Raw genomic sequence first — 19,115 nt, forward strand, 5'->3', positions numbered from 1 at the left:
GACGGGTTCACCCGTGAACGGGGCGGCCGGACTCGAGCCGTCCCGTTCCGTTTCACCCGGACGGGACGGCCGGACGCGAGCCGTCCCGTTCCGCTATCCAGGGGTTGTGGAAGGCTGGGAGCATGGATCGCTGGCTGATCGCCGGACTGGGCAACCCGGGGGCCGAATACGCGGGCAACCGGCACAACGCGGGCTTCATGGTGCTCGACGAGCTGGCCGCACGGGCCGGTGGGCGGTTCAAGGCCCACAAGAGCAGGGCCGAGGTGTGCGAGACGCGGGCCGCCGTCCTGGCCAGGCCCCTGACGTACATGAACCTCTCGGGAGGGCCGGTCAAGGCGCTCTCCGACTTCTACAAGATCGGCCCGGAGCGGCTGATCGTGGTCCACGACGAGCTCGACGTGCCCTACGGGGCGCTGCGGGCCAAGCTGGGCGGCGGCGACAACGGCCACAACGGGCTCAAGTCGATCACCAAGGTCCTCGGCACCCGCGACTACCTGCGGGTCCGCTTCGGCATCGGCCGCCCGCCGGGGCGCATGGACCCGGCGGCCTTCGTGCTCAAGGACTTCGCCACCATGGAGCGCAAGGACCTGCCCTTCCTGGTCGACCGGGCCGCCGACGTGGTGGAGTCGCTGATGAGCCGCGGCCTGGAGGCCACCCAGAACGACTTCCACCGGGCTGACCTCCACATTTCCGGCCCTCCTCGCTGATCCCCGCAAAGGGTCGTTCGCCGGTTCGCCGGTCGCCGCCTCGCTACGATCTGTGACTGTCCGTTCGGGAGCTGATCACACCTGGAGGCGCGCGTGCGCGGTGAAGGGTCCATGGCCGTCGTCAGGACCGGGCATGGGGTCTGCTGGGGCGCCGGCCCGCGCACGCCCTCCTGGGTCCGCTCCTACCGGCTGGGAGCCGTGCTGGGCGACCTGTGCGGGGCGGGCCTCGGGGCGGCGGCGGCGTTCACGGTCAGGTTCGGCGGGCTCACCCCGTACGTGCTGCCGTACCTGCTGGTCAGCCTGGCCCTGCCGGTCGTGTGGTGCTGCGCGGTGGCGCTCAACCGGGCCTACGAGCCACGCATGCTCGGCGTCGGCTCCGAGGAGTTCCGCCGGGTCGTGCAGGCGGGGGTGGCGCTGACGGCGGGCACGGCCATCGGCTCCTACCTGACCAAGACCGACGTGGCCCGGGGCTACGTCGTGCTGGCCCTGCCGCTGGTCACGCTCTTCACCCTCGCCTTCCGATACGCCCTGCGCCGCTCGCTGCACCGCCGCAGGGCCGCGGGGGCGTGCATGCGCAAGGTCGTCGCGGTCGGGCACGCCGCGTCGATCGATGAGCTGGTACGCCTCTTCCGCCGGGAGCGCCACCACGGCATGGACGTCGTGGCCGCCTGTCTGCCCGGTGGGCACGCCGGGGAGCGGGTGGCGGACGTGCCGGTGGCCGGCGACCTCAGCGACGTGCCGATCGTGGTGGAGCAGTGGCAGGCCGACACGGTCGCCGTGCTGGCCTGCCCCGAGATGGACGGCCAGGCGCTGCGGCGGCTGGCCTGGCGGCTGGAGCGCACCAGGACCGAGCTGGTCGTGGCCCCCGCGCTGATGGACGTGGCGGGGCCGCGCACCATGATCAGGCCGGTGGCCGGCATGCCGCTGCTGCACGTCGAGCACCCCGAGCTGAGCGGGGCCAGGCAACTGGTCAAGAACGTCTTCGACCGGCTGGTGGCCGCCGCGCTGCTGGTGCTGCTGGCGCCGGGGCTGGTGGCGCTGGCGGTGGCCGTACGCGCGACGAGCCCCGGCCCGGCGCTGTTCCGCCAGACCAGGGTGGGCAGGGACGGCCGGCTGTTCACGATCGTGAAGTTCCGCACCATGCGGCGCGGGTCGGAGCAGCAGAAGGTCACGCTGGTGAGCGACGGGAGCGGGCTGCTGTTCAAGGTCCGCAACGATCCGCGCGTCACGCCCCTCGGCACGTTCATGCGCCGCCACTCGCTCGACGAGTTGCCGCAGCTCATCAACGTCGTGCTGGGGCACATGTCGCTCGTGGGCCCCCGGCCGCCGCTGCCGGAGGAGGTGGCGCGCTACGGTGACGACGTGCGCAGACGACTCCTCGTACGCCCCGGGCTGACCGGGCTGTGGCAGGTCAGTGGTAGATCTGACCTATCGTGGGAGGAATCGGTTCGTCTGGACCTGCGTTACGTGGAGAACTGGTCCCTCACGCTGGACCTCCAGATCCTGTGGAAGACTTGGTCGGCCGTCGCCCGCGGGCAAGGAGCATATTGATGACGATTCGCGACGACCACGCCCTGGCCGCCGACCTGGCGACCGAGGCGGGCGAGAGGCTGCTCCGGGTCCGGGAGCGCACGGGGTTCGCCGACCCCGCCGCGCTGCGGGCCGAGGGCGACCGCTCCTCTCACGTCTACCTCATGGAGTCGCTGGCCCGGCTGCGGCCCAGCGACAGCGTGCTGTCGGAGGAGGCCACCCGCGAGGAGCGCCTCGACCCGCGCCGGCTCAGGGCCGATCGGGTGTGGATCGTCGATCCGCTCGACGGCACCCGGGAGTTCTCCGAGGAGGGCAGGGCCGACTGGGCCGTGCACGTGGCGTTGTGGGAGCGGGGCGAGCTGACCGCCGGCGCCGTGGCGCTGCCCGCGCAGGGGCGCACGCTGACCACCGCCGACCCGCCCAAGCCGCCCGTCCACGACAAGGGCCGCTTCCGCATCGCGGTGAGCCGCACCAGGCCCCCCGAGTTCGTGCGGAAGCTGGCCTATCTCGTCGGGGCCGACCTCGTGCCGATCGGCTCGGCCGGGGCCAAGATCTCCGCGGTGCTCAGCGGCGAGGTCGAGGCATACGTGCACGCGGGCGGGCAGTACGAATGGGACTCCGCGGCCCCCGTCGCCGTCGCGCTGGCCGCCGGGGCCCACGCGAGCCGCATCGACGGCTCCGAGCTGACCTACAACCAAGCCGACCCGTCGCTACCGGATATCCTGGTTTCCCTACCGGAGCTGGCGGCATCACTGCTCGCCGGAATCCGGGACCTGCACCGCTGAACCCGCCGGAGGAAGCTCCATGCTGCAGCGCGACTACACGACGTCGCAGCTCGACGTGCTCGAAGCAGAGGCCATCCACATCATGCGCGAAGTGGCGGCCGAGTTCGAGCGGCCCTGTCTGCTCTTCTCCGGAGGCAAGGACTCCATCGTCATGCTCCGGATCGCGGAGAAGGCGTTCTGGCCCGCCGCCATCCCGTTCCCGCTCATGCACGTCGACACGGGGCACAACTTCGACGAGGTCATCGAGTTCCGCGACCGCCGCTCGGCCGAGCTGGGCGCCCGGCTGATCGTGGCCAGCGTGCAGGACTCCATCGACCAGGGCCGCGTGGTGGAGGAGACCGGCCGGCGCGCCTCGCGCAACCGCCTGCAGACCACCACCCTGCTCGACGCGATCGAGGAGCACGAGTTCGACGCCGTCTTCGGCGGCGCCAGGCGTGACGAGGAGAAGGCGCGCGCCAAGGAGCGGGTCTTCTCCTTCCGCGACGACTTCGGCCAGTGGGACCCGAAGAACCAGCGCCCCGAGCTGTGGAACCTCTACAACTCGCGCATCCGCAAGGGCGAGCACATCCGCGTCTTCCCGCTGTCCAACTGGACCGAGCTCGACGTCTGGGACTACATCAGGCGCGAGGGCATCGAGATCCCCTCCATCTACTTCGCCCACACCCGCAAGGTCTTCGAGCGCGACGGCATGCTGCTGCCCGACTCCGAGGTGGTGCAGCGGGGCGATGACGAGCCGCTGTTCGAGGCGGTGGTGCGCTACCGCACCGTGGGCGACATGACCTGCACCGGCGCGGTGCAGTCCACGGCCGCCACGGTCGAGGAGATCATCGAGGAGATCGCGGCCACCCGGATCACCGAGCGCGGGGCCACCAGGGCCGACGACCGCTCCTCCGAGGCCGCGATGGAAGACCGTAAGCGAGAGGGCTACTTCTAACGATGGACATTCTTCGCTTTGCCACGGCGGGAAGCGTCGACGACGGCAAGTCCACCCTCATCGGACGGTTGCTCTTCGACTCCAAGGCGATCTTCGAGGACCAGCTCGAGGCCGTCGAGCGGACCTCCCGCGACCGTGGCACCGAATACACCGACCTGTCCCTGCTGACCGACGGCCTGCGGGCCGAGCGGGAGCAGGGCATCACGATCGACGTGGCCTACCGCTATTTCGCGACGCCGCGCCGCAAGTTCATCATCGCCGACACCCCGGGGCACATCCAGTACACGAGGAACATGGTCACCGGCGCCTCCACGGCCGACCTGGCGATCATCCTCATCGACGCCCGCAAGGGCGTGCTGGAGCAGTCGCGGCGGCACGCGTTCCTGACCTCGCTGCTGCGCGTCCCGCACCTCGTGCTGGCCGTCAACAAGATGGACCTCGTCGACTACTCCCAGGAGCGCTTCGAGGAGATCAGGGAGGAGTTCACGGCGTTCGCCTCCAAGCTCAACGTCTCCGACCTCACCTTCATCCCGATCTCCGCGCTCAACGGCGACAACGTGGTCTCGCGCTCGGAGAACATGCCCTGGTATCTCGGCACGTCCCTCCTGCACCACCTGGAGAACGTGCACATCGCCTCCGACCGCAACCTGACCGACGTGCGCTTCCCCGTGCAGTACGTCATCCGCCCCCAGCGCGCCACCGACCCCGCCTTCCACGACTACCGCGGCTACGCCGGCCAGGTGGCGGGCGGCGTGCTCAAGCCCGGTGACGAGGTCGTGCACCTGCCCTCGGGCCTGACCACGCGCATCGCCTCCATCGACACCTATGACGGGCCGGTGGAGGAGGCGTTCGCGCCCATGTCGGTGACGCTGCGCTTCGAGGACGACCTCGACATCTCGCGCGGCGACATGATCGCCAGGCCCAACAACCAGCCGGCCGTCGCGCAGGAGCTGGAGGCGATGGTCTGCTGGATGGCCGACGGCGTCAAGCTGACCCCGCGCACCAAGCTGACGATCAAGCACACCACGCGCACGGCCCGCGCCATGGTGCGTGACCTGCACTACCGGCTCGACGTCAACACCCTGCACAGAGACGAGGAGGCGACCTCGCTCGGCCTCAACGAGATCGGCCGGGTGTCGCTGCGGATCACGCAGCCGCTGTTCGTGGACGACTACGCGCGCAACCGGCTGACCGGCGGCTTCATCCTCGTGGACGAGGCCACCAACGGCACCGTCGGCGCCGGCATGGTCATCGACGCGCGCTAGGTAGATCTTTTAGGGTTCGCCTTACCGGGCGTTTACTCTCCGCGCTAGGGTCGTCGCGTTCCGTGTCCACGACGTGCGAAGGCCCTCCTCCGTGACTGATCACGCCGCCGCCCAGGTGATCTATCTGGGCGGCCTCGGCCGTAGCGGCACCACGCTGCTCGAAAGGCTCCTCGGCGAGCTTCCCGGCGTGGTCGCGCTCGGTGAAGTGGTGCACCTCTGGGACCGGGGGGTGCTCGCGGAGGAGCTCTGCGGGTGCGGATCCGCGTTCCCCTCCTGCCCGTTCTGGCGGGCGGTGGGGGAGCGCGCGTTCGGCGGCTGGACCCGCGCGCTGGCCGAGCGGATGCTGGCGCTGCGGAGCCGGGTCGACCGCACCCGCAGGATCGCCCGCATCTCCCACCCCGACCTGGCCGAATACGCCACCGCATACCGGCTGCTCTACGACGCGGCCGGCGCGCCCGTCGTGGTCGACTCCAGCAAGCACGCCTCGCTGGCCTGGTGCCTGGTGGCCAGCGGCATGGACGTCAGGATCGTGCACGTGGTCAGAGACCCGCGCGCGGTCGCCCACTCCTGGAGCAGGTCCGTGCGGCGGCCCGAGGACGGGCAGCCCATGACCCGGTGGAGCCCCGCCCGCACCGCCATCCACTGGTCGGCCCAGAACGCCGCGCTGGAGCTGCTGCCCGGCCGCGGGGCGCGGGTGACCAGGGTCCGCTACGAAGACCTGCTCGCCGCCCCCGGCGCCACGCTGACGGACCTGGCGCTGCGCCTCGGCCTGCCCGAGCCGGAGCTGCCCTTCCTGGAGGGCCGCACGGTCTGGCTCGGCCCCTCCCACACGGCCTCCGGCAACCCCATGCGCTTCCACGTCGGCCGGGTGGAGCTGCGGCGCGACGACGCGTGGCGCTCCAAGCTGCCCGACGGCGACCGGCGCGTGGTCAACGCGCTCACCTGGCCGCTGCGGGCCCGCTACGGCTACGTCGGGGCGCCGGCATGAGCCGGCCGCCGTCCGTGGGGGTCGTCATCCCGACCCGCGGAGACCGCCCGCTGCCGCTGCGCGAGGCCGTGGAGGCGGTGCTCGTCCAGGACTACCCGGGCGAGCTGTCGGTGGTCGTGGTCGTCGACGGCGCGCCCGCCTGCCCGGTGGCCGCGCAGCTGGGCCGGTCCGTACGCGTGCTGCCCAACCGGCTCACCCCCGGCCTCCCCGGCGCCCGCAACACCGGCATCGCGGCCTGCGCGACCGACCTGATCGCCTTCTGCGACGACGATGACGTGTGGCTGCCAGGCAAGCTCACCGCGCAGGTGCGGGCCCTGCGGGAGGCGGGCGGCGAGTTCGCCAGCTGCGGCATCGAGGTGGAGCACGGGCGGCGCCGGGTGACCCGCCTGGCCGGCACCTCCGCCGTGACCGTGGCCGACCTGGTCCGCTCGCGGATGATGATGGTGCACTCGTCGACCTTCCTGTTCGAGCGCGGCGTGCTCACGCCCGACGAGGGCGCGCCCGGCGGACAGAACGAAGACTGGGACCTGGCCCTGCGCGCCGCCAAGCGCCGGCCGCTCGTCCACGTAGACCGGCCGCTCGTGCTGGTGCGCTGGGCCGGGTCCCACTACGCGGCCCGCTGGGCCGACCGCATCGCCGGGCTGGAGTGGATGCTCGCCCGGCATCCGGAACTGGCCGTGGACCCGTGCGGCGCGGCGCGGGTCTACGGCCAGCTGGCCTTCAGCCACGCCGCGCTCGGGCAGCGCCGGGCGGCCCTGCGCTGGGCCGCCCGGGCCTTCTCCGCCCGCCGCGCCGAGCCGCGCGCGCCGCTCGCGCTGGCGGTGGCCGCCGGGCTCGTCTCCCCGTCCCGGATCCTGTCCGCCCTCCACAACCGCGGCCACGGCATTTGACCCCCTTGCTGAGCCGGGGGGCCGGCTCGCCGGGCGGGCGGGTGCGGGTGGGCGGGGTGGAGGTGGACGCGGTCACCGAGGACGAGGTGCTGCGGCGGGTGGCGGTGGCGCTGGAGGAGGGCAGGGGCGGGCGGATCGTCACCCCCAACGTGGACATCTGCCGCGCCGCCGCCACCGACCCCGCGCTCAGGGAGCTGGTCTGCTCGGCCGACCTGGTCGTCGCCGACGGCATGCCGCTGGTGTGGGCGGCCCGGCTGCTCGGCACGCCCCTGCCCGCCCGCGTCACGGGCGCCGACCTCATCTGGTCGCTCAGCGGGCTGGCCGCCCGCCACGGCCGGACCGTCTACCTGCTCGGCGGCGGGCCCGAGGACGTGGCGCGCCGGGCGGCCGACGCGCTCACCGGCCGCCACCCCGGCCTGCGGGTGTGCGGCGTGCACGCGCCGCCCCGCCATTTCGACGCCACCCCGGAAGGCGCCGCCCGGGTCCGCGAGCGGGTGGTCGCCGCCCGGCCCGGGTTCGTCTTCGCCGGGCTCGGGTTCCCCCGCCAGGACCGCCTCGTCGCCGACCTGCGGGCCGACCTGCCGCAGACGTGGTTCCTCGGGTGCGGGGCGGCCATCGCGTTCGCGGCCGGCACGCTCGGGCGGGCGCCGGAGTGGATGCGGCGGGCCGGGCTGGAGTGGGCGTACCGGCTCGGGAGCGAGCCGGGCCGGCTGGCGCGCCGCTACCTGGTCCACGACCTGCCCTTCGCGGCACGCCTGCTCGCCGGCTGCCTGCTCGCCCGCGCGCTCAGGAGACCCGGCGGCTGATGGCCCCGCCCGGCCGCAGGTCAGGTGCGGGTGAGGGCGCGGATGCGGGTGATCTCCTCGGGGGTGAGCCCGCGCGCGCCGTCCGCCAGCGCCCTGCGGGAGTCCATCGGCCGGTACGCCGTGCGCGACAGGCCCGACCACGCGAACCCGGCCCCGGCCCCCGCCCTGGTCCCGGCCTCCGCCCTGGTTCCCGCCCCCGTCCCGGTCCCGGGCGTGCGGGGGCCGGGGCGGCAGGCCCGTAGGACGCGGCTTTCGGCGGACGGGGTCCAGCGCAGGCCCGCGTAGGCGTACAGGCGGCGGAAGCCGGCGATCGGGTCGGCGGCCAGCGACTCGTACGACGTCAGGAGGACCTCCGGCGTCCGCTCCAGGATGGCCCGCGTCACCCGCCACAGGGCGGCGGCCTTGGCGATCCGGTCCTGTGACCCGACCAGCGCGCGCAGTTCCAGCAGCTCGGGGTGGTCGCGGACGAGCAGCGGCTGTTCGAGCAGCTCGTGGAAGTACACCGTCCACCCCAGCCGCTGCCAGCTCGCCACGAACGACACCGGATCGCGCACCAGCGCGATCACCCGGCAGCCCAGCCGCCGCGCGAACCATCCCGCGCTCAGCACCGCGAACGGGTCGTCCAGCAGCGCCCGCCGCCCGGTCAGCCGCCCCCAGGTGAAGGCGGCGCCGTAGCGGAGCAGCCGGGCCAGGTCGTACGGGGCGTGGTTGGCGCGCAGCTCGGCCGCCCACCGGTAGCGCAGCGCGACCGTGTCACGGAAGGCGGGCAGCCACTGGCCGGCGTTGTCGTCGCAGATGTACTGGAACCGGTGCGTCACCCGGGCGGCCAGCACCCCGGGACAGCGGCCGGGCGGATGCTCGGGGTTGAGCGGCTCGTTGACGTAGACCAGCTCGCCGCCGGCGGCCAGCATCTTGCCCGTCCAGCTCGTGCCGCTCCGGGGCAGCCCCGTCACCAGCACCGGGGCCCCGCTCACGCCGCCGCCCAGCCGCGTACGCGCAGCGCCGCGAGCGTGTGCCGGCCGAACGGGTGCAGTCCGTACCGATGGTGTAGCTGCCACAGCGGCAGCAGGTTCTTCACGATCACGCCGCCCGACCAGCCGGCGACCGCGCCGAGCGCCCCGTGGGAGGGGATGAGCGCCAGGTCGAGCAGGACCGTGCAGGCGACCGCGACCAGCAGGTTGGCCAGGCTCGCGCCGGTGTGCCCGGCGGCGGTCAGCACCACGTCCACCATCCCGCAGGCGGTGGCCACCATCATGGTGCCCGCCAGCACCAGCGCGACGGGCGCGGCGGAGGCGTACGCGGGGCCGAAGATCCGCAACGCCCAGGGGGCCAGCGCCGCGTACGCCAGCCACACCGGCCAGGTGAGCACCACCAGCCAGACCGTGGCCGCCTGGTACAGCTCGCCGGCCCGCTCCCGCTCGCCCGCGGCCAGCGCCCTGACCAGCCCGGGCTGCACCGCCTGCGCCAGCCCCTGCCCGGCGAGCTGCCCGACCACCTTGAACCGCGTGGCGGCCGTGTAGACGGCGGCCGGCGCGGGCCCGGCGAGCAGCGCCACGATCACGATGTCCACCCGCTGGAACACGGCCTGCACCGCCCCGGCGACCGACCGGGGCGCGGTGTGGCGCCACAGCTCCCGCGCCGTCCCCGGCACGTACGGCCCCCGCGGCGCCCGCCCCCGCACCCCGGCCGCGGCCAGCACCAGCATCGGCGCGTACGGCGCCGCCCAGGCCAGCGCCAACCCCGCCGGCGAGGCCCCCGCCAGCGCGGCCACGCCCACCGCGGCGAGCTGGCACAGCGGCGTCAGCATCCCGTCGAGCAGCACCGTGGGCCGGATGGTCCCGAACCCCCGGGTGGCGGCCAGCAGCACGTCGGCGGCCACGATGACGGGCAGCACGGCGGCCAGGGGGCCCAGGCGCGGCCACAGCACAGCCGCCGCGCCCGCGGCCACGACCGTGGGCGGCAGGAGGGCCGCCCGGACGTATCCGGAGATTCCGGGGCGGCGGGCGGCCCTGGCGCGGGCGACGAAGTAGATCAGCCCGTTCCCCGCGTCGAGCTTGGCGACGCCCGCCACCATGAGCACCAGCGCGGTCACGGTGAAGAACGCCCCCGCCTCGCCCGCCGGGCACGCCCTGGTCACCACCACGACGAGCGCGAGCTGCGCCAGCGCGCCGCAGCCCGCCCCGGCCAGCCCGGCCAGCCCCCGCCGCACGCTCACCGCCGCCACGAGGGCTCACCGCCCAGCCAGCGCGTCAGCCGCGCGTCGTAGGGCTCGAAGTGGTCGCGCAGCGCCCGCGCCAGCACGGGGGAGACCCGGCGCGGCAGCGGCCGGCCGTTGTGCCGCTCGAACGGGGGATAGCCCAGGTGCGGCACGCCCAGGAAGTCCAGCACCCGGTCGTAGACGGTCTCCGGCTCGGCGAAGAAGCGGTGGCTGTCGAGCACGAGCATGCGCTCGCGGCCGATCAGCGGCTCCAGCCGGTCGAGCTGGTCGGCGTAGCGGCCCCTGGCCAGGTAGGCGTGGTGGCGGTGCGAGTGGTGCAGCGCGTGGGGGGACTCCAGCAGCTGTTCCTCGGCCCCGGCCAGGCGCCTGCCCTCCAGCTCCACGGCGTGCTCGAAGTGCGACTCGGTCTCGTAGCCCCTGGCCAGCTCGTGGGCGTGCGCGGAGCAGGCCCGCTCCACCGGGTCGCGGACCAGCACGATCACCTTGACCCCGGGCAGGTCGGCGGCGATGCGCGCGCCGGCCAGCGGGTGGAACAGGTAGTAGGGGGAGGACTCGTAGGCCAGGGCGCGGGCGCCGTACCGGTGGGCGAGCAGGGCCGCGCCCACCCGCAGCGGGAAGTGCGCCTGATACCAGGCCGGGCCGCGCCAGTAGGCCACGTCGAAGTAGTGCACGCCCTTGTGCAGCACGGGTTTGAGCAGCAGCGGATGCCGGGCCAGCGCCCGGTACAGCGAGGTGGTGCCGCACCGCTGCGCCCCCATGATCAGGAACGCCGGCAGCATCCGCGCCCCCGCCGTGAACCGCCCGGTGGCGCGCGACAACGACAGCGCCGATCGCTTCATGGTCCTCATGTGAGCTGCTCCTCGTGGTCGACGGCCGGGTTGAGCCAGGTCTCCGGCGGGCCGAGCGGCGCGTGGCCGTCGGCGGCGTGCCGGCCGGCCAGCGCGATGAGGTACCGCACCGCGGTCTGCCTGGCCGCCGCCGCCGTCAGGCCCAGGGGCGCCAGCACCCGGGCCGCGCGCGCCACGCACGCCCGCGCCGCGAGCGGCGGCCCCATCCTGCGCAGCGCCCGCTGGAAGAAGTGGTGCACGGCGTCGAAGCCGAGGGGCACGCCGATCTCGTACCGCTCCCAGTCCCACACCAGCAGCCGCCCGTCGGGGGAGCGGCACATGTTCCACGGGGAGAGGTCGCCGTGCCAGGCGGGGCGCGGCCCGCCGGTGCCGGCGATCTCCTTCACCGCGTCGAGCAGCAGCCCGCGCGGCACCCGCCGGCCGCGCCGCACCGGCAGCGGCGACAGCGCCAGCACCGACAGCCCCCGCCAGTCGCCGTGGTGCAGCACGGCCGGGACGGTGACCGTGGCGAGCGGCAGCCCGGCCAGCCGGCGCAGCGCCGCCGCCTCGGCGCTGATCAGCGCGCGCGCCCGCGCGCTGTCGCCGATCTTCACGTACGCCAGCCGCCGCCCGTCCGCGTGGGCCTCCAGGATGGGCTTGCGGTTGGCCCGCAGCGCCGGGCGGACGTGCAGGACGGTCTCGACCCGGCGCTGGAAGACCTCGCTGAGGTGCGCCGCGATGGAGTCCGCGACCGGCACGACGACCGGCGGGCCCGGATGCCACCACCGGCGCGGCGCCAGCCTGCGCGGCACGGCCGGGTGCGGCAGCACGGTGTACGCCCGGGGCGACCCGGCCCCCGGATACAGCAGCCGCACGGTCTCCGCGAGGTAGCCGAGGCGGACGGCGGCGTCCCTCATGCGGGCCTCCCCTGTGTGCCGGCCCCGTTGCGCCACAGGAGGGCGAACGAGACGAGATAGAGGCTGAGCGGCGTGACCAGGCCGTCGTAGATGAACATGTAGAGCAGCACGAGCCCCATCACGAGCACGCCGCCCAGCCCGATGGGGCTGCGGTCGCGCCAGTGACGGCGGATCGCGCCCAGGAAGAACGCCACGTAAAGGGCCGCCCCGGTGAACCCCTGGGTGATGATCAGCAGCCAGAGCTGCCCGTCGCTGCCCAGCGGCGGGTGCCCGCAGGTGTCGCACCAGTCGGTCTTGCCCGTGGTGATCGAGCGGTGGTTGCCGGTGGCGTTGCGGGTGTTGCCGTACCCGATCAGCGGCGAGTGCGTGGCGGCGGCCAGGGTGGCGCTCACGGTGAAGGCGCGGATGTCGTTGGAGTGGGGTTTGTCCAGCCGCTGGGCGAACAGCGTGGCCAGCGGGCTGAGCGCGAACGCCAGCGCCGCCGCCGCGACGGCCGCGCAGAGCGCGATCCTGGTGCGCCCGCCCACCCGGCAGATCACGTACAGCACGGCCAGGCCGAGGCCGATCCACAGGCCGCGGTTGAGCGAGTAGACGATGGGGACGGCGGCCAGGGCGAGCACGACGGCGACGAGGACCCGGTGGCGCGGCCGGCCGTACACCCACCATCCGATCACGAACCAGACCAGCAGCACCGAGGCGTTGCTGCCCCAGGCGTTGGCCCACTCGAAGGGGGCCTCCGGCCGGGGTGAGGCGAAGCCGAGCACCTTCTGGGTCTGGGCGGCGGTGGGGTGGATGAGGTTCTGCACGAAGGAGTTGCCGCCGATCCACTCGGGCAGCAGCAGCTCCAGCGGCGCGGTGAAGGAGAAGCCCGGCGCCAGCACGCCGAGCAGCCCGCCGGCGACCGTGGTGACGAACAGCACGCCGAGCATGCGCACCAGGCGCAGCTGCGGCAGCTCCCGCTCGGTGAGGTTGCCCAGGTAGACGACCAGGACGAGGATCGAGACGTAGAGCGCCAGCCGCATGCCGTAGCCGACGAGCCGGCCGGGCCCGAACCCGCCGTACGTGCCGGGCGGCGTCTCGGTCAGCATCAGCGCGCTGATCAGATAGCCGGCCAGCAGCAGCAGCCACAGCCCGAACCCGGGCGGCACCCTGACCGGCCGCCGCCGCCACAGCAGCACCGCCATGGGCACGGCCAGCACGATCACCGACAGCCCGCCGAACCCCAGCGCCCACCAGACCGGATAGCCGACCAGCAGCGCCGCGACGGGCCACGTGGCGCTCACGTCGGCTGGCCCGGCCGCCGCTGGTGGTGGTGGAGCGCCTGCATGGGCGTGGTCTCGGCCGACACGCCCACCTCCAGCTCGCCGGTCGCGACGAGCTTGCCCAGCGGGGTGTGCGGGCGCGGCTCCAGCAGGGGCACGAACGAGGGGACGGCGTCGGTGGCCGTCACCACGCCGATGACCGGCACCTGGTGCCGGGCGAGCCGGCGGACGACGGCGGCGACCTCCACCGAGGTGACCCGGCCCAGGCCCACCAGCAGCACGGCCGCGTCGGCCCTGGACAGGTCGCGCACGTCGGAGCCGTCGAGCACGACCAGCGGCGCGCTGACGGCCAGCGGCTCGGCCAGCGAGGAGGCGTACAGGTCGGCGGGCAGCGCCTTGACCAGCAGCCGCTTGCCCGGGCACGCGGAGACCACGGCGCAGGCCAGCTCGTGCAGCACGCCGTGCTCGCGCGGGCTGGACAGGTCGCCGAGCACGGGCAGCCCGGTGAGCCGCTCGACGTCGGCGGACGTGCGCAGCCGCCGGTCGAGCCGGTCGCGGGCGTAGGCGGCGGCCGAGCCGGTCAGCAGCCCCGCCATCAGGCCGGTGCCGAGGTGCAGCGGCAGGCTGGGCGAGCTGGGCGACTCGGGCGGCGCGGCCTGGCTGATGACCTGGCCGGGGGTGACCGCGACCGTGCGCAGCGCGTCGTACTTGAGCGCCAGGCCGGCCGCCTGCCGGTTGAGCACGCCCTGCCGCTGGACGGCGATCGCGTGCTCGGGGCTGCCCTTGGCCAGGCCGGCCAGGCTCTTGATGACCTGGTCGATGCCGGCGTTGACCTGCTTGAGCTTGCTCAGCACGGCCTCCTGCTGCTCGGCCATGGAGGTCAGCGCGCTCTCGCGGCGATGGGCGAGGTACGCCTCGGCGTAGGCGTGGGACTGGGCGGCGGCGTCGGCGGGGTCGGCGGCCGTCACCGAGATCCACAACACCGCGGAGTTGGGCGGCACGGAGACCTCGACCGGATCGGTCTCGGCCTCGGTGCGGCCCAGCGCCCTGGCCGCCCGCGCCGCGACCACGGCCGACTGCGCGACCTGGGCCTCGGTGTCGAGGTTGAGCGCCTCGCGCTGGCGGCTGGTCACCTGGTTGCCGGGCTCCTGCGGGCCGACCGGCATGACCAGGACGTGGGTCGTGGCGGTGTAGGCGGGCGGCGTCAGCCGCATCAGCGCCAGCCCGGCGGTGCCGCCGAACACGACGCAGCCCACGAGGAGCAGCCACCGCCTGCGCAGCAGTGAGAGGTGCTCGTCGAGGTCGGTGCCGGAGCTCATGTGCGCCCACTATAGGACGGACGGTCATTACCCCCGATGAATACTAAAGATTTTCTCCGGTAAAGACAGATAGCGGCGATCTGATATAGCGAAATATCGGGAAATTCTGGACCTTACTTGGCGGCCATGAACTGGGAGGACTTCCACACTGGCTGAAGTTCCAGGAATGACATGGCAAGGTTCAGGTGTGACAGGCGGGGGTCGTTCGACGAAGGAGTTGGAAGGCTTTGCAGCTACGGGGCATTTCGCAGAACATAACGAACACCGCATATGCCGGCGTCATTCTGGCGATGGTCGCGGTGCTGGCCGCGTGCTCAAGCGCCGAGGGCTCCCACGCCCCGCCGCCCGGCGTCCGGGTGCCGGCGGCCAAGCCGGCGGGCACGCCCGCCTGCACGGCCACCAGCCGGCTCATCCCGTCCTGCGGCGCCTGGTGGGGCATGGCGCCGGAGGTCTTCACCGGCGCGGACATCGAGCAGGCGCTGCACGGGGCCGAGGAGCGCATGGGCGCGGCGGCCGACGTGCTGCACGTCTATCACCGGGGCAGTGAGCTGTTCCCCACGGAGGCGGAGGTCCGGCTGGCCCGCGACCCGGCCAGGCCGCGGCTGCTCATGATCAACTGGAAGCCGTCGCTGGAGCGCACCTGGGCGGAGATCGCCAAGGGGGAGCTCGACGCCCGGATCGACCGGCTGGCCGGCTACCTGCGGCGCACGTTCCCCGAGCGGTTCTTCCTCACGCTGCACCACGAGCCGGAGAACGACGTCGACGCGGCCACCGGCTCGGGCATGCGGGCCGCCGACTACGCGGCCATGTTCCGGCACGTGGTGCAGCGGCTGCGGGCCGGGGGCGTGAAGAACGCCGTCATGGTCATGACGTACATGGGGGCGCCCAACTGGGCGGCCGAGCCCTGGTTCGAGGAGCTCTACCCGGGCGACGACGTGGTCGACTGGGTGGCGATGGACCCGTACGCCGACGACCGGGTGCAGGACTTCGACGGGCTGGTCAACAAGACGCGCAAGGAATATCCCGACTGGCCGGGCTTCTACCGGTGGATGCAGGCCCGCTTCCCCGGCAAGCCGGTGATGGTGGCCGAGTGGGGGGTGTTCGAGCGGCCGGACGACCGCGCGTTCAAGCGCAAGTTCTTCGAGTCGGTGCTGCGCCAGATCAAGCGGTATCCACAGATCAAGGCGCTGCTCTACTTCGACTCGCCGCAGGCGCCGCGCGGTGACACCAGCTTCGACTCCGATCCCGGGGCCGACCGGGCGTTCAGCGCGCTGGCTCGAGATCGCTACTTTCGCGCGACGCCCGTGCCGCGGCCCTGACCCGCAGCCGCCAGCCCGCCACCGTGACCGCGGTGGCGGCCAGCAGCGCCCAGACGGTGGGCACGTTGCCGACGTCGAGGAGCTTGAGCGCGGAGGCGAGCAGGACGATCGCCAGCAGGGCCCTGATCAGGCCGCCCGGCGCGCGGGAGGAGATCCGCGCGCCGAGGTAGACGCCGGGGATCGAGCCGATGAGCAGCGACAGCGTGAGGTCCATCTGGAAGTCGCCGAACAGCAGGTGGCCGAGCGCGGCGGCGGCGACCAGCGGCACCGCCTGCACCAGGTCGGTGCCGACGAGCTGGTTGGCCTTGAGCGCGGGATACAGGACGAGCAGGGCCACGATGATCAGCGAGCCGGAGCCGACGGAGGAGACCCCGACCACCAGACCGCCCACCATACCGACCAGTAGGGTCGGAATTGGGCGCACGACGACGTCGTGGGCGCTCGACGTCCCTCCCCGGGCGCCGAGCCAGCTCTTCAGCGCCATGCCGGCCACGGCCAGCAGCAGAGCCACGCCCAGGGCGTACTTCACCGCGTCGGTGACCGCGAACGCCCTGGCCAGGAAGACCCCGCAGAAGGCGGTCGGCACCGAGCCCGCGCACAGCCAGCCGACCAGGCGCAGGTTGACGGTGCCCCGGCGCAGGTGCACGACGCTGCCCACCGGCTTCATCACGGCCGAGGCGACCAGGTCGCTGGAGACCGCGGCCAGCGGCGGGACGTTGAAGAACAACATCATCATCGGCGTCATGAGGGCCCCGCCGCCCATGCCGGTCAGCCCGACCACGATGGCGACCACGAAGGAGCCGCCGATCAGCGCCCAGTCGATCAACGGACCCAGCCTCCGCTCCTGAGCGTGTCCAGCACCCTGGACACGGCCGCCTCGATCGAGATATGCGTGGTGTCGATCACCAGGTCGGCGTCGTCCGGCTCCTCGTAGGGGTCGGAGACGCCGGTGAACTCGGGGATGAGCCCGGCGCGGGCCTTGGCGTACAGGCCCTTGCGGTCGCGCCGCTCGCACTCCTCCAGCGGCGTGGCGACGTGCACGAGCAGGAAGTCGGCCCCGACGGACGTGACCATCTCGCGCACCTCCTCGCGGGTGGCCGCGTAGGGCGCGATCGGGGCGCAGATGGCCAGGCCGCCGTGGCGCGCCGCCTCGGCGGCGACGAAGCCGATGCGGCGGATGTTCAGGTCGCGGTCGGCCTTGGAGAAGGTCAGGCCCTTGGACAGCAGGTGGCGCACCACGTCGCCGTCGAGGTAGGTGACCGTGCGGGTGCCCAGCTCCAGCAGCGCGTCGCGCAGGCGGCGGGCGATCGTGGACTTGCCCGAGCCCGACAGGCCCGTGAAGAACACCACCAGGCCGCGCCGGTGCGGCGGGCCGGGGATGTGCACGGGCTCGGGGCCCGCCAGGTGCTCGGTCGCGCCGTAGGCGGTCGCGACGTGCTCGCGCAGCTCCAGGTCGATCTCCGGCTCGTCGCGCGGGGCCAGGGGGACCGACGCCACGATCGTGTCCCCGGGGAGGCGCTCCTTGGCCCGCAGCGCGGCGCGCACGACGGCCGGGCCGGCCTCGCCGTAGGCGAGGGGGAGCAGCAGGACCACCGCGTCGAGCTCCTTGGCGGTGGCGGTGATCTCGGAGAGGTCGTCGAGCGGCCCGCGCATGGTGACGGCGAGCGCGGGCCGGCCCGCCAGCTCCTCCCTCACCTCGGCCGGGGTGCGGCGCAGGCGGGCGAACGGCCCGTGCTCCGGCGCGCCCAGGGCCTTGACCGGCCCCCAGGTCAGCCCGTCGGGCTCGTGGCCGGTGACGGTGAGCGCCGCCAGCGGCAGGCCCTCGGGGTCGAGCAGCGTGATCTCGTCGCCGGGGGAGAGCTCGGCCGGCACGTGGAGGGTGACGGGCGCGGGCCACGGGGCGCCGTCGGCGAGCGTGCCGCGCTCGTGCACGGCGTGCAGGTCGTCGTGGCCGAGGAACCCGGTCAGCGGCTCGAACGCGCCGGAGAGCAGCAGTTCGAGATCGGCCAGCTCACGCGGGTCGGGGGTCCACTCCACGATGTCTGCATCCCAACTATTCCGATTGAATTGGTAGGAAAGGAGTCTAGCGAGGGATACCAGTGTGTCGCCAGTCCCTTGCGCCCACGAACGTCCTTCCTGTCCCGTACGGCCCCCGCGCCCTTCCCCGAACCCGGCGCGGCGGTCAGAGGAGCCGGGCGAAGTGGTGCTGGGGCTTCCTGATCACCATGGTGATCTCGTCGTGGGAGGCGGGGTAGCGGCCGCTGGTCAGCCGGGACATCAGCGCGACGGCCGCCGCGCCGATCCCGCGGGCGCGGGCCGGGCCGCTGACGGTGCGCTCGTCGTCGGTGATCATCAGCCCTCTGCTGAGGCAGAAGGCGTGCATGCCGTCGCTCGACGCCAGCGGTTCGTACACGGCCGGCAGCGGGCCGGGCGTGCCCGGCCGCACCAGGCCGCGCCAGAGCAGGCGGCGCAGCCAGGACGGCGTCATCCGGTCCAGCAGGCCGTAGGCCGACCTGCGGTCGCGCATGCGCAGCAGCACCAGGCCGCCGGGCCGCAGCGACTGCAGCAGCCGGTCGAAGACCAGCTCGGCGTGCCTGACCCGCTCCAGCAGGAACGACACCTGGATGACGTCGAAGCCGCGCGGCGGCAGCGGCACCGAGCGCAGGTCTCCGAGCTGCCAGGCCACCAGGTCGGCCCGCTCCGCCAGCACCCTCCTGATCGCGGGATGGTCCTCGTCGGCTCCCGTGGCCCTGGTCTCGATGTGCTCCAGGACCAGCGGCTCATCGTGCGCGCACCCGGCGACCAGCACGTCCAGCCGCCTCATCGGCAGCCCGGCGCAGAGCTCGCGGACCCGCTGACCGAAAAGGTCGCCTCGCTGGGCGACCGATCGCACCTCAGACATGTGACCTACAGTAATCAGTCGATCGTCATCAGTAATGCATTTCCCTGCTAGCGTCCTGCCTCGTGAGCGAGCCGATCAGCGAGCAGATCTACGTGGGCAACGCCGGGATCGACGCGGCCGGCGACCGTGGATGGCTGCTCGGTCATTTCAAACCCCTCGGCGATCCAAGACACAGCGAGGACGTCGAGATCAAGTGGGGCGTGCACCCGGCGGGCGACGAGCGAGCCGAGTGGGTCAAGGGGGAGGCCCGCACCGCGCTGCTCGTCCTGATCAGCGGCCGGTTCCGGGTGGAGCTGCCGGGGCGCAGCGTGCTGCTGGCCGAGCCGGGCGACTACGTGGTGTGGGGCAAGGGCGTCGACCACTCCTGGCGGGCGGAGGAGGCGTCCACCGTGCTGACCGTGCGCTGGCCCTCCGTGCCTGGTTACCGCGTCGGGTAGAGCCTGTGC

General features: G+C 73.3%; 19 protein-coding genes. 10 read left to right on the top strand and 9 right to left on the bottom strand.

From position 1 onward, the window contains the following. The first annotated feature begins 122 nt into the window (after window positions 1–122). From pth to IO39_RS27280, 8 genes are all read left to right on the top strand, one after another. A complete protein-coding gene (pth, locus tag IO39_RS27245) occupies window positions 123–707 on the top strand; it encodes an aminoacyl-tRNA hydrolase (protein WP_043628703.1) in 585 nt (194 codons plus the stop codon). A 111-nt stretch (window positions 708–818) separates the two neighbouring features. Beyond that, complete coding sequence (locus IO39_RS27250; protein ID WP_043628706.1) at window positions 819–2,258, top strand: sugar transferase; 1,440 nt, start codon at window positions 819–821, stop codon at window positions 2,256–2,258. Then, entirely contained in the window at window positions 2,258–3,022 is a 765-nt protein-coding gene (locus IO39_RS27255; protein WP_084773571.1) for a 3'(2'),5'-bisphosphate nucleotidase CysQ, read from the top strand. The genes IO39_RS27250 and IO39_RS27255 overlap by 1 nt, the downstream gene beginning before the upstream one ends. Before the next feature lie 19 nt (window positions 3,023–3,041). Continuing rightward, entirely contained in the window at window positions 3,042–3,956 is a 915-nt protein-coding gene (gene cysD, locus IO39_RS27260) for a sulfate adenylyltransferase subunit CysD (RefSeq protein ID WP_043628710.1), read from the top strand. A 2-nt stretch (window positions 3,957–3,958) separates the two neighbouring features. Further along, a complete protein-coding gene (cysN, locus tag IO39_RS27265) occupies window positions 3,959–5,221 on the top strand; it encodes a sulfate adenylyltransferase subunit CysN (RefSeq protein ID WP_043628712.1) in 1,263 nt (420 codons plus the stop codon). Between the two features lie 91 nt (window positions 5,222–5,312). Continuing rightward, window positions 5,313–6,209, top strand: a complete 897-nt coding sequence (locus IO39_RS27270) for a sulfotransferase (RefSeq protein ID WP_043628714.1) — start codon at window positions 5,313–5,315, stop codon at window positions 6,207–6,209. Next, a complete protein-coding gene (locus IO39_RS27275) occupies window positions 6,206–7,099 on the top strand; it encodes a glycosyltransferase family 2 protein (protein ID WP_043628716.1) in 894 nt (297 codons plus the stop codon). The genes IO39_RS27270 and IO39_RS27275 overlap by 4 nt, the downstream gene beginning before the upstream one ends. Window positions 7,100–7,104: 5 nt before the next feature. Further along, window positions 7,105–7,905 (top strand): WecB/TagA/CpsF family glycosyltransferase, encoded by an 801-nt coding sequence (locus IO39_RS27280; RefSeq protein WP_245642278.1) that lies wholly within the window; start codon window positions 7,105–7,107, stop codon window positions 7,903–7,905. A gap of 20 nt (window positions 7,906–7,925) precedes the next feature. On the opposite strand, the gene IO39_RS27285 is transcribed toward IO39_RS27280, so the two are convergent. The 6 genes from IO39_RS27285 to IO39_RS27310 are packed head-to-tail and all read right to left on the bottom strand — an operon-like array spanning window position 7,926 to window position 14,448. Then, entirely contained in the window at window positions 7,926–8,879 is a 954-nt protein-coding gene (locus tag IO39_RS27285) for a sulfotransferase (protein WP_043628720.1), read from the bottom strand. Further along, window positions 8,876–10,120, bottom strand: a complete 1,245-nt coding sequence (locus IO39_RS27290; RefSeq protein WP_245642279.1) for a lipopolysaccharide biosynthesis protein — start codon at window positions 10,118–10,120, stop codon at window positions 8,876–8,878. The genes IO39_RS27285 and IO39_RS27290 overlap by 4 nt, the downstream gene beginning before the upstream one ends. Continuing rightward, window positions 10,117–10,971, bottom strand: a complete 855-nt coding sequence (locus tag IO39_RS27295; RefSeq protein WP_043628723.1) for a sulfotransferase domain-containing protein — start codon at window positions 10,969–10,971, stop codon at window positions 10,117–10,119. Before IO39_RS27295 ends, IO39_RS27290 begins: the two co-directional genes overlap by 4 nt. Next, the gene (locus IO39_RS27300; RefSeq protein WP_043628725.1) at window positions 10,968–11,867 is read right to left on the bottom strand and encodes a hypothetical protein; all 900 of its coding nucleotides are present in this window, start codon (window positions 11,865–11,867) and stop codon (window positions 10,968–10,970) included. Before IO39_RS27300 ends, IO39_RS27295 begins: the two co-directional genes overlap by 4 nt. Next, a complete protein-coding gene (locus IO39_RS27305) occupies window positions 11,864–13,150 on the bottom strand; it encodes a hypothetical protein (protein WP_043628727.1) in 1,287 nt (428 codons plus the stop codon). Before IO39_RS27305 ends, IO39_RS27300 begins: the two co-directional genes overlap by 4 nt. Continuing rightward, complete coding sequence (locus IO39_RS27310) at window positions 13,147–14,448, bottom strand: Wzz/FepE/Etk N-terminal domain-containing protein (protein WP_043628729.1); 1,302 nt, start codon at window positions 14,446–14,448, stop codon at window positions 13,147–13,149. Before IO39_RS27310 ends, IO39_RS27305 begins: the two co-directional genes overlap by 4 nt. 290 nt (window positions 14,449–14,738) lie before the next feature. On the opposite strand from IO39_RS27310, the gene IO39_RS27315 reads away from it, so the two are divergent. Beyond that, complete coding sequence (locus tag IO39_RS27315; RefSeq protein WP_063765344.1) at window positions 14,739–15,767, top strand: glycoside hydrolase family 26 protein; 1,029 nt, start codon at window positions 14,739–14,741, stop codon at window positions 15,765–15,767. Here IO39_RS27315 and IO39_RS27320 read toward each other — a convergent pair. The 3 genes from IO39_RS27320 to IO39_RS27330 form a co-directional block, all read right to left on the bottom strand. Further along, a complete protein-coding gene (locus IO39_RS27320) occupies window positions 15,712–16,593 on the bottom strand; it encodes a sulfite exporter TauE/SafE family protein (protein WP_043628731.1) in 882 nt (293 codons plus the stop codon). The genes IO39_RS27315 and IO39_RS27320 overlap by 56 nt on opposite strands. Next, on the bottom strand, window positions 16,590–17,804 hold the full coding sequence (gene cysC / locus IO39_RS27325) for an adenylyl-sulfate kinase (protein WP_043628733.1): 1,215 nt from the start codon (window positions 17,802–17,804) through the stop codon (window positions 16,590–16,592). Before cysC ends, IO39_RS27320 begins: the two co-directional genes overlap by 4 nt. A gap of 145 nt (window positions 17,805–17,949) precedes the next feature. Beyond that, window positions 17,950–18,669 (bottom strand): class I SAM-dependent methyltransferase, encoded by a 720-nt coding sequence (locus IO39_RS27330; RefSeq protein WP_043628735.1) that lies wholly within the window; start codon window positions 18,667–18,669, stop codon window positions 17,950–17,952. Between the two features lie 62 nt (window positions 18,670–18,731). Here IO39_RS27330 and IO39_RS27335 point away from each other — a divergent pair, with 62 nt between their 5' ends. Next, window positions 18,732–19,106, top strand: a complete 375-nt coding sequence (locus IO39_RS27335) for a cupin domain-containing protein (RefSeq protein ID WP_245642280.1) — start codon at window positions 18,732–18,734, stop codon at window positions 19,104–19,106. Window positions 19,107–19,115 lie beyond the last annotated feature (9 nt).

Source organism: Nonomuraea candida (assembly GCF_000725485.1).
GTDB lineage: Bacteria > Actinomycetota > Actinomycetes > Streptosporangiales > Streptosporangiaceae > Nonomuraea > Nonomuraea candida.